General features: G+C 61.8%; 12 protein-coding genes. 3 read left to right on the top strand and 9 right to left on the bottom strand.

Features of this window, described 5'->3' with window-relative positions; translation table 11 throughout:
• Positions 1-2: 2 nt before the first annotated feature.
• The 7 genes from LFT47_RS12685 to nrdH form a co-directional block, all read right to left on the bottom strand.
• Positions 3-818: a carbohydrate ABC transporter permease gene (locus LFT47_RS12685; protein ID WP_236811265.1), complete on the bottom strand. Its 816-nt coding sequence runs from the start codon at positions 816-818 to the stop codon at positions 3-5.
• Positions 811-1,776 carry a carbohydrate ABC transporter permease gene (locus tag LFT47_RS12690; protein ID WP_236811271.1) on the bottom strand — a complete coding sequence of 322 codons (966 nt, stop codon included), beginning with the start codon at positions 1,774-1,776 and terminating at the stop codon, positions 811-813. The genes LFT47_RS12685 and LFT47_RS12690 overlap by 8 nt, the downstream gene beginning before the upstream one ends.
• Complete coding sequence (locus LFT47_RS12695; RefSeq protein WP_236811272.1) at positions 1,773-2,987, bottom strand: ROK family transcriptional regulator; 1,215 nt, start codon at positions 2,985-2,987, stop codon at positions 1,773-1,775. Before LFT47_RS12695 ends, LFT47_RS12690 begins: the two co-directional genes overlap by 4 nt.
• Positions 2,988-3,432: 445 nt before the next feature.
• Positions 3,433-4,407 carry a class 1b ribonucleoside-diphosphate reductase subunit beta gene (nrdF, locus tag LFT47_RS12700; RefSeq protein WP_236811273.1) on the bottom strand — a complete coding sequence of 325 codons (975 nt, stop codon included), beginning with the start codon at positions 4,405-4,407 and terminating at the stop codon, positions 3,433-3,435.
• A 118-nt stretch (positions 4,408-4,525) separates the two neighbouring features.
• Entirely contained in the window at positions 4,526-6,646 is a 2,121-nt protein-coding gene (gene nrdE, locus LFT47_RS12705) for a class 1b ribonucleoside-diphosphate reductase subunit alpha (protein ID WP_236818548.1), read from the bottom strand.
• A gap of 38 nt (positions 6,647-6,684) precedes the next feature.
• Positions 6,685-7,155, bottom strand: a complete 471-nt coding sequence (gene nrdI / locus LFT47_RS12710; protein WP_442863393.1) for a class Ib ribonucleoside-diphosphate reductase assembly flavoprotein NrdI — start codon at positions 7,153-7,155, stop codon at positions 6,685-6,687.
• A 56-nt stretch (positions 7,156-7,211) separates the two neighbouring features.
• Positions 7,212-7,454 (bottom strand): glutaredoxin-like protein NrdH, encoded by a 243-nt coding sequence (gene nrdH, locus LFT47_RS12715; RefSeq protein ID WP_028267421.1) that lies wholly within the window; start codon positions 7,452-7,454, stop codon positions 7,212-7,214.
• Positions 7,455-7,930: 476 nt separating this feature from the next.
• Between nrdH and LFT47_RS12720 the strand changes: the two genes are divergently transcribed.
• Together LFT47_RS12720 and LFT47_RS12725 are read left to right on the top strand one after the other, a co-directional pair.
• Positions 7,931-8,908 (top strand): LysR family transcriptional regulator, encoded by a 978-nt coding sequence (locus tag LFT47_RS12720; RefSeq protein WP_236811280.1) that lies wholly within the window; start codon positions 7,931-7,933, stop codon positions 8,906-8,908.
• 51 nt (positions 8,909-8,959) lie between these two features.
• Entirely contained in the window at positions 8,960-9,466 is a 507-nt protein-coding gene (locus tag LFT47_RS12725; protein WP_236811282.1) for a DUF2004 domain-containing protein, read from the top strand.
• A gap of 81 nt (positions 9,467-9,547) precedes the next feature.
• Here the strand turns inward: LFT47_RS12725 and metE are convergent, their stop codons facing one another.
• Both metE and LFT47_RS12735 read right to left on the bottom strand, forming a co-directional pair.
• On the bottom strand, positions 9,548-11,896 hold the full coding sequence (metE, locus tag LFT47_RS12730) for a 5-methyltetrahydropteroyltriglutamate--homocysteine S-methyltransferase (RefSeq protein ID WP_236811284.1): 2,349 nt from the start codon (positions 11,894-11,896) through the stop codon (positions 9,548-9,550).
• Between the two features lie 66 nt (positions 11,897-11,962).
• The gene (locus LFT47_RS12735) at positions 11,963-12,931 is read right to left on the bottom strand and encodes a methylenetetrahydrofolate reductase (RefSeq protein WP_236811286.1); all 969 of its coding nucleotides are present in this window, start codon (positions 12,929-12,931) and stop codon (positions 11,963-11,965) included.
• A gap of 450 nt (positions 12,932-13,381) precedes the next feature.
• On the opposite strand from LFT47_RS12735, the gene LFT47_RS12740 reads away from it, so the two are divergent.
• Entirely contained in the window at positions 13,382-13,585 is a 204-nt protein-coding gene (locus LFT47_RS12740) for a hypothetical protein (RefSeq protein WP_113990700.1), read from the top strand.
• Positions 13,586-13,602: the final 17 nt, after the last annotated feature.

The raw sequence follows: 13,602 nt of genomic DNA on the forward strand, positions 1-13,602 counted from the left end.
GTCTATTTGAGTCCGGTGCCCGCAACCCCTTGGATGATGTACTTCTGGGTGAAGATATAGAGGGCGAGCATTGGCAGGACGCTGACCACTGATCCGGCCATCACGATGTCCCACTGGGTGGTGTACTGGCCTTGCAGTCCTGCCAACGCCACGGGAAGGGTTTTCATTGCGGGAGTGCGCAGGATAATCAGCGGCCAAAGGAAGCTGTTCCAGCTGTTGAGGAAAGCGAACACCGTCAGAGTCGCCAGCGCCGGACGGACCAAGGGAAGCACAATGAGACCGAAGATCCGGAAGTGGCCGGCACCATCCAATGTCGCGGCCTGATCCAGGTCCTGCGGCACAGAATTCATTGCCTGCCGCAGGAGGAACACCCCGAAGGCGCTGGCGATCCCCGGCATCAATACGCCGAGATAGGTATCGATAAGGCCCAGGCTTTTCATCTCCACAAACAACGGGACGACCAGCACCTGCATCGGGATCATCATGGTGGCCAGATACACGGCGAACACTGCATTTCGCCCCTTGAACGGCATCCTTGAAAAGACATAGGCGGCCAGTGAGCTGGTGACAAGCTGGAACACCGTGGTGAGGATGGCGAGGATCAGGCTGTTGAGCACGATCTGGGCGAACGGGAGCCGTTGGAGCAACTCAGCGTAAGCGGACAGGGAAGGGTTCTCCGGGATAAGTTGCGGCGTCGCGGAGAGGCCTGCGCCGGGGCTGATGGACGTTACGAACGCCCAAAGAAATGGGAAGACCATCATGAGGGCGCCAACGAGGACGAGGATGTTCAGGGTGATCGAGGGACGCTGCTTACGCATAGTGCACCCATTTCTTTTGACCGCGCACCTGAATCAGAGTGATGACCAGGATGAAAAGGAACAGCAGCCATGACAGAGCCGATGCTTCACCGGCCCGGCCGTAGCGGAACGTGAGGTCGTAAATCTGCTCGACCACCACCTGGGAAGAGTTGTTGGGGCCGCCTCCGGTCATGGCATAGACCTGGTCAAAGACCTGGAATCCGTTGATCAGCGACAACACGATGACAAAGAAGGTCGAGGGGGAAAGCATGGGAAGCGTAATGCTGAACAGCCGCCTCCACCGGCCAGCGCCGTCGACGGTCGCGGCCTCATACAAGTCCTCCGGAATGGCCTGGAGGCCGGCGAGCAGAATCACCATGACAAAGCCGAGGTCCTTCCACGCAGAAGCCACGATGATCGAAGGCATGGACCATGCCGGATCTGTCCACCACCCCGGCCCTGTCACGCCGATGAGTCCAAGCAGCCAGTTGACGATTCCCGTGCTGGGATTCAGTAGCCAGCGCCAGACCAGGGCAACGACGATCCAGCTCGTCACCACTGGGAGGAAGTAGAGTCCGCGCATCATGCTTCGTCCCCGTATTCGGGAATTGAGGGCTAGCGCTATTGCCAGCCCGCCGATGTACACAAGCGGCAGGTATCCGACGATGTAGTAGACAGTGTGCAGGAAGGCTCCCTGCGTGCTCGGGTCGCCGATGAGCTTGCCGTAGTTCCCGAGGCCCACCCATTTCATCGGACCGACTAGATTCCATTGGTTCAGGCTGATCCAAAACGCGGAAAACATGGGAATGATGGTGAAGAACAAGAGTGGCAACGCGCTCGGGATGAGGAACGCTGCGACAGTCAGCCCGTATTTGAGACGCGGGCCTGTGGCTTTGCGCCGAATCCCTGGTCCCCGGAAGCGCTTCGTAGTTGCCGTGGGTCCGGGATTGCCGGACCTCGAGTCTTGTAGAGCGGTCACAATCCTCCGACCTCCGCCGGTACGTGGGTGAGCCGGGCACGAACCCGTCTCCCCTGCTCACCTGAGCTTTCTTCGCTGTAGAAGGGTGCAGACGCGACGAGCGCGGCTGCTCCGCGCGCCCAGGCCTCGTCGTCCCAGGACTCGACGATCACGGGAATGCTCCGGCGATCTGCCGTCAGGGCACCCCGGAAAGATCGCTCGAATTCTGCTGCCCAGTGGCGCCATGCGCGGGTTCCTTCCCCGCTGACAATGACAATTTCCGGATCGAGGATCTGCACGAGACCAGCGACGATTCGACCCAGCGGCTGACCGGCTTCCCGGAAAATATCTTGCGCGAGGGGGTCGCCGTCGTTTGCGCGCTCTTGCAGGTCTGCCATGGTGGCAGACGACGAAATGATTCCGGATTGCCGCGCCTGCGTGACGAGTGTCTTTTCCCCGATCAGGGCTTCAATGCATCCGTGGTTGCCGCAGGTGCAAAGAGGGCCATCCGCAACTGCTGGTATGTGACCAATTTCGCCGGCACCGCCCCTGCTGCCGCGCACCACGGCGCCGCCGGTAACGAATCCAGCACCGACGCCTTCGCCGATCGTCACAACCAGAAACTCGGCATGATCGCGGCCCGATCCATAGAGCCGTTCGGCTACAGCGAGGGCGTTGACATTGTTTTCCACTAGGACCGGAACATGCAGTTCCCGGCTCAGAACGGCTCCAAGCGGTACCTGCCGCCACCCGAGGAGGCTTGAATCAACAACACCACTACCTTGCGCGTCCACCGATCCGGGAACACCTACACCTATTCCCAGGAGGGGGGTGACACGGTCTTCGCCAACGAATGAATGGACGAGTGAGACGACGTCCGAAAGCGAAGTCATCGAGGAAGCGTCGTATGCCCTATTGTCTGACCGGACTACATGCCCGCTAAGTTCCGTTTCAACGAAAGCGACATGGTCTTTCGAGATCTTCATCCCCACCACGCGCCCGGCGGCGGTGGCCAGGCCCAGCATCCGGGCAGGACGACCCCCGTTGGAGGGAGACATTGACAGCTCCCTCACGAGGCCATCCGCGATGAGCTCTTTGATGAGCTGGGTCATGAGAGCCGGGGAGACGCCGAGCGCCCTTGCCAGGTCAGCCCGGGAAGCGCCTCCGGATGTACCAAGAAATGCCAGGATCGCAGACCGCGTAACGTCAGCGTTGCCGCTCGGCCGAACCATTGTATTCTCCTTTATTTACGACTAAATGAAGATTAGAACTATGATGCAGCTCACGTCAAGTGTGAGCGGTTCTGGCCATCCGGCGGAATGGAGCCGGGAGGGCGCCCCGGCCACCGCGTGGTACGTCCCTACCGAAATTCTGGGACGTATGGGGGTCCGGGTTTACGACGGGTCCTGGGCCGAATGGGGTCTTATCCGCGACACCCCGGTCGAGACCCAACCCGCTTCAGCACTCCAGGGAAAGCATGTCGTGAACTCCCCCAGGACGGCCTGAACAGCAGGACAACCCTCGGGTCTTCCAGTGACTAGCTTCCGGTCTCAACCACAACAACGCACAAAGCGGCCCTGCACGATGTGCCGTGCAGGGCCGCTTTGTCGCAGCTACTTGGAAGACTTCCAACTAGACGATGCGTTTCTTCCAATGGAAGTGACTTCTCACAAAAAGCTAGAACTCCCAGTCCTCATCCTCGGTATTGACGGCCTTGCCGATCACATACGACGACCCCGACCCCGAGAAGAAGTCGTGGTTCTCGTCAGCATTGGGTGACAGGGCCGACAGGATGGCCGGGTTCACGTCGGTGACGGAGGCCGGGAACATAGCCTCGTAGCCGAGGTTCATGAGGGCCTTGTTGGCGTTGTAGTGCAGGAACTTCTTGACGTCTTCGGCCAGGCCGACGCCGTCGTAAAGGTCGTGCGTGTACTGGACTTCGTTTTCGTACAGCTCGAAGAGCAGCTCGAAGGTGTAGTCCTTGATTTCCTGACGCTTCTCCTCGGAGACCTTTTCAAGGCCCTTCTGGAACTTGTAGCCGATGTAGTAGCCGTGCACGGCCTCATCACGGATGATCAGGCGGATGAGGTCTGCCGTGTTCGTCAGCTTGGCACGGGAAGACCAATACATCGGAAGGTAGAACCCGGAGTAGAACAAGAACGATTCCAGCAGCGTGGAAGCGACCTTGCGCTTGAGGGGATCGTCGCCTTGGTAGTAATCCATGACGATCTGGGCCTTCTTCTGCAGGTTCTCGTTCTCGAGGGACCAGCGGAAGGCGTCGTCGATCTCCTTGGTGGAGCACAGGGTCGAGAAAATCGACGAATACGACTTCGCGTGCACCGACTCCATGAAGGCGATGTTGGTGTACACGGCCTCTTCGTGCGGGGTGACGGCGTCCGGGATCAGCGAAACAGCGCCGACCGTGCCCTGGATGGTGTCCAGCAGGGTCAGGCCCGTGAATACGCGCATGGTGAGCTGCTGCTCGTCCGGCGTCAGCGTGTGCCAGGACTGGACATCGTTGGACAGCGGCACCTTCTCCGGCAGCCAGAAGTTGTTGACCAGGCGGTTCCAGACCTCCACGTCCTTGTCATCCTGGATGCGGTTCCAGTTGATCGCTTCGACGTGGCTAAGCAGCTTGACCTTTTCGGTCATTTCGTCCCCTTAACGTATGTGTTCTTTAAGGTAAGCGTACGACGCCGGGCGCTCACCCGGCGTCGTACTCTTCAGTTTTGAGGCGCGGCGGCTGCCGCAAATAAACAACCGTTATCGGTTACAGCATGCAGGAAACGCAACCCTCAACTTCGGTCCCTTCCAGCGCGAGCTGGCGGAGGCGGATGTAGTAGAGGGTCTTGATGCCCTTGCGCCATGCGTAGATCTGCGCCTTGTTGATGTCACGCGTCGTGGCGGTGTCCTTGAAGAACAGCGTCAGGGACAGGCCCTGGTCCACGTGCTGCGTGGCGGCGGCGTAGGTGTCGATGATCTTCTCGTAGCCGATCTCGTACGCGTCCTGGTAGTACTCCAGGTTGTCGTTGTCGAGGTACGGAGCCGGGTAGTAGACGCGGCCGATCTTGCCTTCCTTGCGGATTTCGATCTTGGCGGCCACCGGGTGGATCGACGACGTCGAGTTGTTGATGTAGCTGATGGAACCCGTGGGCGGCACGGCCTGCAGGTTCTGGTTGTAGATGCCGTGCTCCATGACGGAAGCCTTCAGCTCGCGCCAGTCGTCCTGCGTCGGAATGTGGATGCCGGCGAAGAGCTCGCTAACGCGCTCGGTCTCCGGGGTCCATTCCTGCTCGGTGTACTTATTGAAGAACTCGCCGCTTGCGTACGTGGAGTTCTCGAAGCCGGCGAAAGGCTGACCGGTCTCGATGGCAAGCTTGTTCGAGGCCCGGAGAGCGTGGAACAGCACCGTGTAGAAGTAGATGTTGGTGAAGTCCAGGCCCTCTTCGGAGCCGTAGTGGACGTGCTCACGGGCAAGGTAGCCGTGCAGGTTCATCTGGCCAAGGCCGATGGCGTGGCTCTGGGCGTTGCCCTGCGCGATGGACGGCACCGAGTTGATGTAGGACATGTCCGACACCGCGCTGAGGGCACGGATGGACGTCTCGATCGACAGGCCGAAGTCCGGGGAATCCATGGTCTTGGCGATGTTCATCGAACCAAGGTTGCAGGAGATGTCCTTGCCGACCGTCTCGTAGGTCAAGTCCTCGTTGTAGATGGAGGGCGTGGAAACCTGCAGGATCTCCGAGCACAGGTTGCTCATAGTGATCTTGCCGGCGATCGGGTTGGCCCGGTTCACGGTGTCCTCGAACATGATGTACGGGTAGCCGGACTCGAACTGGATCTCCGCGAGGGTCTGGAAGAATTCGCGGGCGCTGATCTTGGTCTTCTTGATCCGGGAGTCGTCCACCATCTCGTAGTACTTCTCGGTGACCGAGATGTCGGAGAACGGCACGCCGTAGACGCGTTCGACGTCGTACGGGGAGAAGAGGTACATGTCCTCGTTCTTCTTGGCCAGCTCGAACGTGATGTCCGGAACCACGACGCCGAGGGACAGCGTCTTGATGCGGATCTTCTCGTCGGCGTTTTCGCGCTTGGTGTCCAGGAAGCGGTAGATGTCCGGGTGGTGGGCGTGCAGGTACACGGCCCCCGCACCCTGGCGGGCACCGAGCTGGTTGGCGTAGGAGAAGCTGTCTTCGAGGAGCTTCATGACCGGAATGACGCCGGAGGACTGGTTCTCGATCTGCTTGATCGGGGCGCCGTGCTCGCGGATGTTGGTCAGCGAGAGGGCCACGCCGCCGCCGCGCTTGGACAGCTGCAGCGCCGAGTTGATGCCGCGGGCGATCGATTCCATGTTGTCTTCGATGCGCAACAGGAAGCAGGAGACCAGCTCGCCTCGCTGGGCCTTGCCGGCGTTGAGGAACGTGGGCGTGGCGGGCTGGAAGCGGCCGTCGATGATTTCGTCGACGAGGCGGCTGGCCAGTTCTTCGTTGCCGCGGGCAAGGTGCAGGGCAACCATGCAGACACGGTCTTCGTAGCGCTCCAGGAAGCGCTTGCCGTCGAACGTCTTGAGCGTGTACGAGGTGTAGAACTTGAAGGCGCCGAGGAAGGTCTCGAAGCGGAACTTCTTCTTGTAAGCGCGGTTGAAGAGCTCACGGATGAAGTTCATCGTGTACTGATCGAGGGTTTCGCGCTCGTAGTACTGGTTCTTGACCAGGTAGTCCAGTTTCTCTTCCAAGTCGTGGAAGAAAACGGTGTTGTTGTTCACGTGCTGCAGGAAGTACTGGTGCGCGGCCTCGCGGTCGGCTTCGAACTGGATCTCCCCGTTCGGACCATAGAGGTTCAACATGGCGTTGAGCTCATGATAGCCAAGGCCCTTATAGGCCTCCGGCAATGGCTTCTTGACCTTGGCGGTGTCCAAAGCGCCCTTGGTTACTTCTGTATCTGCGACAGTCGTGTCCAAAACTTTTCCAATCCTTGATTGACCCGGTCAACATCTTCCGGAGTCCCCATGAGTTCGAATCGATAAAGAAGCGGAACCCGGCATTTGGTGGCGATGATGTCTCCCGCCATGCAGTAGTTTTCCGCGAAGTTGGTGTTTCCTGCTCCGATGACGCCGCGGATCAGTTCCCTGTTCTGCGGGTTGTTCAGAAACCTGATGACTTGCTTGGGCACCGATCCTTCGCCATTCGTGCCGCCATACGTGGGCAGCACGAGGACAAAGGGTTCCAGTGCGAGCAGCGGCGCGTCCTTGGCATGGAGCGGAATGCGTGCCGCGTCGACGCCGAGCTTCTGGACGAAGCGCTTGGTGTTCTCAGATGTGGAGGAAAAGTAGATGAGGTGACTCCGCGTGCTGACAGCTTCAGTCATTGCTTGAGCAGGTGCTGTTGCCAGCGCTGCCATGGGAGTCACCTCGACTACATTGGAATACTTTGTTGTTGTGGCGGAGTCACGGAAGACTAGGCCACCGAAGCGGCAGCCAGTGCCAGCTCTTCGATCTTGTCCGGGCGGAATCCCGACCAATGGTCCTGCTCGGTCACCACGACGGGGGCCTGCATGTATCCGAGGGCCTTCAGGCGCTCGAGGGCCTCGGCATCCTGGGAGATGTCAACGCTCTGGTAGGCGATGCCCTTCTTGTCGAGTGCACGGTAGGTTGCGTTGCACTGAACACAGGCCGGCTTCGTGTAAACCGTAACAGTCATGGTTCCTGTCCCCTTTGTTGAAGTCTTTGCTCTTCGTTCGGCAGGCCCCGCCGGTTCTGGTTCCGACTCCGATGCTGGCCCGCTGGGCCGCCGAGGCGGCCAAACTATCTATTCACGTCTTGCATTCATGTCTTGTGCTGGTTTCCCGCTCAATCCGTAAATCGATACTACATGTAGTGCAAGCGCCTCAGCGGAACCCCAAGATGATGTATTACAAGTATGTCATTTTACGCACCGGTAGTCCACAGGCCAAGGGGGTAAAAATGTCCGGGAATCCGCCAAATCCGGAGACGTAATCCACACCCTGTGGACTACTTAGCCACAATTTTTCGTCAGCGTGTCGCTTGGATCCCGGCGTGTCGCGGCATCCTGCAAACACGGTTCGTGGAGCCGCCCGGGCGCCAGCGGAGACCGAATTCACACAGCTATGCTGGCTTCCACGGCCTTTCGGCCGGCCCCGAGCCTAAGGATCACTGATGGTCAACCTTCTCCACCTGCGGACGCTGCTTGAAGTCACGAGGCTCGGTTCCTTCGCGGCAGCCGCCGGGCGGCTCGGATATACCGCCTCAGCCGTATCCCAACAGATGGCGGCGCTGGAACGGGACACCGGCGTCGAACTCTTCCAGCGTTCCGCACGCAGCGTGGTTCCCACCGAAGCCGCCCTCACCATGGTGCGCCATGCCTCCAAGGTGCTCACCGACGTCGAGACCCTGCTGGCGGCCGCCTCACGGAGCACGGACTCCCCCGTCCAGGAGCTGCGGCTTGGCATCTTCCCGAGCCTGGCAACCTACATCCTTCCGGACATCCTCCGGAATCCGCGCTGGAAGAAGCTGGGCATAGAGCTGCGCGTGTGGGTGGCCGAACCTTCCCAGACCATCCAAGGGCTGCGCACAGGCGGCGAACTGGACCTCGCACTCGTGTACCAAGTGGGCCAGTCCGGGCTCGCATGGCCCCACACCTTGGACCGGCAATGGATCGGCGACGACGACTTCCGGGTGGTGCTCCCCGCGTCGTGGGGCATCCGGGAGGACGCCGAAATGCAGGCCTCGCAACTCTCGGACATGCCTTGGATCATGCACCATCCGGGCACCAGCGACGCCGTGGTGATCGAGCGCCTGTTCGCCAGTTGCAATCTGCACCCGCGCGTCGTGGCCTACAGCGATGACTTCCACGCCAGCCTCGAGATGGCGGCAGCGGGGCTCGGCGCCGCCCTCGTTCCGGAACTCGCGCTGCGGCACCGGCCGCCCGGCGTCGTGGTTCTCGACGTTCCGGACATCCGGCTCGCCCGCAACGTGTTCGCCCTGCTCCTCAACGAGAAGCGCACGGCGCAGGTGCAGCTGTTCACGGAATTGCTGGCCGACACGCTTCGCGGGAGCACCGCAACGGTCCGGGCGCACAGCGCCGCGGCGATGCCCAAAACGACTCAAAAGTCAACGCCCAAACCGCGTACCTGAAATCTTCCAGGATGCTGGAACACGCCGCTTGTTTGGGACTATCTTGAAGACATGAGCAAGGTAGCGAGCAAACATTTTGGGGAGATCGAGCTCAACCACGGGCGGGAGCACTGTTACGTGGCTTCGCACGAGCTCGCCGGAAATCCCCTCGAACTGGACCTGAACGTCACGGCGCATGACCACTTCGACGAGAAGGCATTGCACAAGGTGGACTATCGCCTGGGCTACCTCCCCGAGTTGGTGGACCAGGTCCGGGACATGATCGCCGAGGAGCTGGACCAGGACGGCACCAACTCCCAGCAGTTCCTCCACTTCCACTCCAACCAGCTCAAGGAAGAGCAACTGGAGGCGGTGTTCGGCGTCCGCGACAAGACGCAGCTCACCAAGGACGTCTTCCTCAGGGCCCTCAAACTAGGGCATGTAGCGATCTACCCCGGCCAGCCGGAGCGCTATTTCGTCCTGGACTTCACCTTGGGCTCGCACTTCACCGACGAACTCCTGGTAGTGGCGGCGGATGAGGACGGCGTGGTGGACGACGAAATCCTCTGGGAGTCCTGAGCACCTTTCGACGGTTAAAATACGACGTCGGCCGGTCACCTTTCGAGGTGACCGGCCGACGCCGTTTGTACTGTCGGGGTTTTACTTGGCTGCTTCCAGCAGTCCGGCGCGGACCGTCTTGGTGGCCTTGACCAGGTTGCGCAGGGACTCTTCGGTCTCGGCGTAGCCGCGGGTCTTCAGGCCGCAGTCCGGGTTGACCCAGAGCTGGCGGGACGGAACGTGCTTGACGGCAGTGGACAGGAGCTCGGTGACTTCGGCCTCGCCCGGAACACGCGGCGAGTGGATGTCGTAAACGCCAGGACCAACGCCGCGGCCGAAGTGGTGCGCCTCGAGGTCGTGGACAACCTCCATGCGTGAACGTGCTGCTTCGATGGACGTGACGTCGGCGTCGAGGCCGTCGATCGCGTCGATGATCACGCCGAACTCCGAGTAGCAGAGGTGGGTGTGGATCTGGGTGGCGTCGCCGGCACCGGCGGTGGCCAGGCGGAAGGAGTCAACTGACCACTTCAAGTAAGCGGCGTGGTCGGCCTTGCGCAGCGGCAAGAGTTCGCGCAGTGCGGGCTCGTCCACCTGGATGACCTTGATGCCGGCAGCTTCGAGATCGGCGATTTCGTCCCGCAGGGCCAGGCCGACCTGGTTGGCGGTCTCGCCCAGCGGCTGGTCGTCGCGGACGAAGGACCAGGCCAGGATGGTGACCGGACCGGTGAGCATGCCCTTCATCGGCTTGCTGGTGAGGGACTGCGCGTATTCGGCCCAGGCAACCGTGATGGGAGCCGAGCGGGTGACATCCCCCCAGAGGATGGACGGACGGGTGCAGCGGGAGCCGTAGGACTGGACCCAGCCGTGGACCGTCACGTCGAAGCCTTCGAGGTTCTCGGCGAAGTACTGGACCATGTCGTTGCGCTCGGGCTCGCCGTGCACCAGGACGTCGTAGCCAAGCTCTTCCTGCAGCTCGACGACGCGCTTGATCTCGTCCTTCATGAGCTGCTCGTACTGCTCGTTGCTGAGCTCGCCCTTGTTGTTGCGGGCGCGGGCGGAGCGGATTTCCGAGGTCTGGGGGAAGGAGCCGATGGTGGTGGTGGGCAGCGGCGGCAGGTGCAGCGCTGCTTCCTGGGCGGCTTCGCGGACCGAGTACTCGGAGCGGTTGAAGTCGGCCTCAGTGAGGGCCGCGGTACGGGCACGGACGTCGGCGCGCTGGACGCCTTCGGCGGTGGCGCGGGAGGCGATCACTGCGGAGGCTTCGTCGATGGCGGCCTTCGCGGAAGCCGGGTTGGCCAGGTAGTCCGCGAGGACCTTTACCTCGACGGCCTTCTGGTCAGCGAATGCGAGCCAGCTGCGGAGCTGCGCGGAGAGCTGGGTTTCCTCGGCTGTGTCGTGCGGAACGTGCTGGGTGGAGGTGGAGGTGCTGACGGCAAGCTTGCCGGCCGCGGCCTTCAATTCGTCCAGCTTGGCGGCCGAGACCGCGAGGTCGTTGCGCCAGATGTTGTGGCCGTCGACGACTCCGGCAACCAGGGTCTTGTTGCCGAGGCCCGCCAGGGCCGCTGCGGACGGTACCGCGCCCTTGAAGACGTCGATGTGCAAGGCGTCGATGTTGGTCGCGGCAAGGGTGCCGAGCTGGCCGTCGAGTGAACCGTACGGGGTGGAGACGAAGAGCTGCGGGCGCGCTGCGGCACCCGAGAGCACTTCGTAGGCACGGGCGGTGGCGGCCTGGATTTCCGCGGCCGGGGTGTCCTGGTCGACAACGAGGGCGGGCTCGTCCAACTGGATCCAGCTGGCGCCGGCGGCGGCCAGCTTGCCGAGAAGTTCAACGTAGACCGGGAGGATGTCCTCGAGGCGGGACAGCGGAGCGAAACCCGCAGGGGCGTCGTCGGAAGCCTTGGAAAGCAGCAGGTAGGTGACCGGGCCGACGATGTACGGGCGGGTCTCGATGCCGTTGGCGAGGGCGAACTCGAATTCCTCGACGATGCGGTTGGAGGCGAGCTTGAAGTCGGTCTCCGGGCCGATTTCCGGAACGAGGTAGTGGTAGTTGGTGTCGAACCACTTGGTCATTTCCAGCGGCTGCTGTTCCTTGTTGCCGCGGGCCAGGGTGAAGTAGCCATCGATGTCGAGCTGGCCTTCGGCGTTGAGCAGCTGGCCGAAGCGGGCCGGGACGGCGCCCAGGTGAGCCGTGGCGTCGAGCACCTGGTCGTAGAAGGAGAAGGTGCCCGGGACGGCGGCGGCTTCGTTGAGGCCGAGTTCCTGGAGCCGCTTCGCGGTGGTCAGCTGGATGTCCTTGGCGGCGGCGTCAAGGGCAGCGGCGTCGATCTTGCCGGCCCAGTAGGCTTCGACGGCCTTCTTGAGTTCGCGACGGCGGCCGATGCGCGGGTAGCCGAGCAGGGATGCAGCGGGGAACGCTGCGTTGGTCTTCTCAGTGAGATTCTGTTCAGTCATGGGATTTCCTTGGGGCAGTAGGTGCAAATCGATGTGTCTAGGGGTTTGCGGACCAGCGTTGGCTGATCAGCTGACGAGTTCTTGCCGGCGGGCGATGGCGCTGAGCCTGCTGGCAGGCCGGGCCGGCCGGGGCAAGGCAAGCTTGTCGAGCACGTCCAGCGCGCAGGCGTGCTCGTTGAAGGTGTACAGGTGGATGCCCGGAGCACCAGCCTGGAGGGCGGCGTTGGCCAGGTCCACAGTGGCGCGGACTCCGATCTTGCGCCGTTCGGCGTCGCTGTCCGCCGCGGCTAGGCGTTCGATGAGCTCCGGTGCCGGTTCGACGCCGGTGAGCTCGCCGAGGCGCTTGAGCCGGCGAAGGCTCGTCAGCGGCATGACGCCTGGAATGATCGGGATGGTGACGCCGGCGCGTCGGGCACGTGAGATCAGATCCGCATATTGCTCGGTGTGGAAGAAGACCTGCGTGATGGCGAAGTCGGCGCCCGAGCGTTGCTTCGCGAGCAGCACCTCGACGTCGTGCTCCACGCTCGGGGACTCAGGGTGGCGGGTGGGATAGGCGGCCACGCCAACCGCGATCTTGCCCGCGCACAGGAGGGCCGAACGTCGCTGTTCCACGCGGCGGATCAGTTCGATCAGGTCCTGGGCGTAGCGCAGCGAACCGTTGACCGGCTGTCCACTGTCCTTGGGGAGGTCGCCGCGCAGCGCAAGGATGCCGCGCACGCCGTTGTCCAGGAGTTCACCGATGATCTCGGCCAACTCCTGCGGGGTGTTTCCGACGCAGGTCAGGTGCGCCAGCGGCCGCAGGGTCGTTTCAAGCAGCAGCCGGTTGATGAGCTCGACGGCGGTGTCCCGGTTGGAGCCGCTCGCGCCGTAGGTGACGGAGACGAAGTCGGGGTCCGTGGCCTCAAGCTCCCCGATGGTCGTCCAGAGGGACTCGGCGGCGGCCGGAGAGCGGGGCGGGAAAAGCTCGTAGGACAGGGCAACAGGAGCGGCGCCGGTCAGGTTTGGATGGGTGTCGATGAGGCTTGGTGGTGACATTTGCGTCCTTGGCTTTGTGTCAGCGGGCCTGCGTTCACGGACTTGAAAACCAGGTCCTTGGACTGCAGAATCGGTGAATTGAGTTTGGGGATACACGCAACGAACTCCAGCAGGGCGCAGCCGCGACTGTTACGCCTGGAATGAAGTTGTCCGTGTGCAAATGTCAGGCCCACATGGGGGCACCCACACCCTCCTGCCTGCCTTCAAGAGGCAGATCCGGCGGAGGATCGCTGACACGTTACCGCGGTAACTTGAATACGACTCTAGATCGGGCCTTCGGGCGCCACAAATCCCCCGCCGAATTAAGACGCATTTTTACGCTAGGTTTCGGCTGATTTCTGAAGATTGTTCGTTTTGGTCGTCGTCAGGGTTAAAGCCGCAAACAGTACGCCACGGGGAACCCCGTCGCGAGCCCTCCCCATGACGGTCCTGCAGGACTATTCTTTTGCCATGATCCAGCTTCCAGCCAGTTATCAGGAATACCTCGACGGCAAGGACGAGCGGTTCATCCAAACCGTCCGCCCCATCTTGATGCAATCGGCCGCGGACAAGCTTCACGGCGTGCGCGTACTTTATAACCGCGGCCTGACAGGCCACCAAGCGCACCTGGATGATTCCATCCCGTACGGCACCATCGTGGAGGACATCGACTGAATTCCGGCTGCTGGGTC

The organism is Arthrobacter sp. FW306-2-2C-D06B, from assembly GCF_021789175.1.
Taxonomy (GTDB): domain Bacteria; phylum Actinomycetota; class Actinomycetes; order Actinomycetales; family Micrococcaceae; genus Arthrobacter.

Coding starts and splice junctions, on each gene's coding strand:
- LFT47_RS12685 (WP_236811265.1), bottom strand. CDS start 818: ATGCGTAAGCAGCGTCCCTCGATCACCCTGAACATCCTCGTCCTCGTT.
- LFT47_RS12695 (WP_236811272.1), bottom strand. CDS start 2,987: ATGGTTCGGCCGAGCGGCAACGCTGACGTTACGCGGTCTGCGATCCTG.
- nrdF (WP_236811273.1), bottom strand. CDS start 4,407: ATGACCGAAAAGGTCAAGCTGCTTAGCCACGTCGAAGCGATCAACTGG.
- nrdI (WP_442863393.1), bottom strand. CDS start 7,155: ATGGCAGCGCTGGCAACAGCACCTGCTCAAGCAATGACTGAAGCTGTC.
- nrdH (WP_028267421.1), bottom strand. CDS start 7,454: ATGACTGTTACGGTTTACACGAAGCCGGCCTGTGTTCAGTGCAACGCA.
- LFT47_RS12720 (WP_236811280.1), top strand. CDS start 7,931: ATGGTCAACCTTCTCCACCTGCGGACGCTGCTTGAAGTCACGAGGCTC.
- LFT47_RS12725 (WP_236811282.1), top strand. CDS start 8,960: ATGAGCAAGGTAGCGAGCAAACATTTTGGGGAGATCGAGCTCAACCAC.
- metE (WP_236811284.1), bottom strand. CDS start 11,896: ATGACTGAACAGAATCTCACTGAGAAGACCAACGCAGCGTTCCCCGCT.
- LFT47_RS12735 (WP_236811286.1), bottom strand. CDS start 12,931: ATGTCACCACCAAGCCTCATCGACACCCATCCAAACCTGACCGGCGCC.
- LFT47_RS12740 (WP_113990700.1), top strand. CDS start 13,382: ATGATCCAGCTTCCAGCCAGTTATCAGGAATACCTCGACGGCAAGGAC.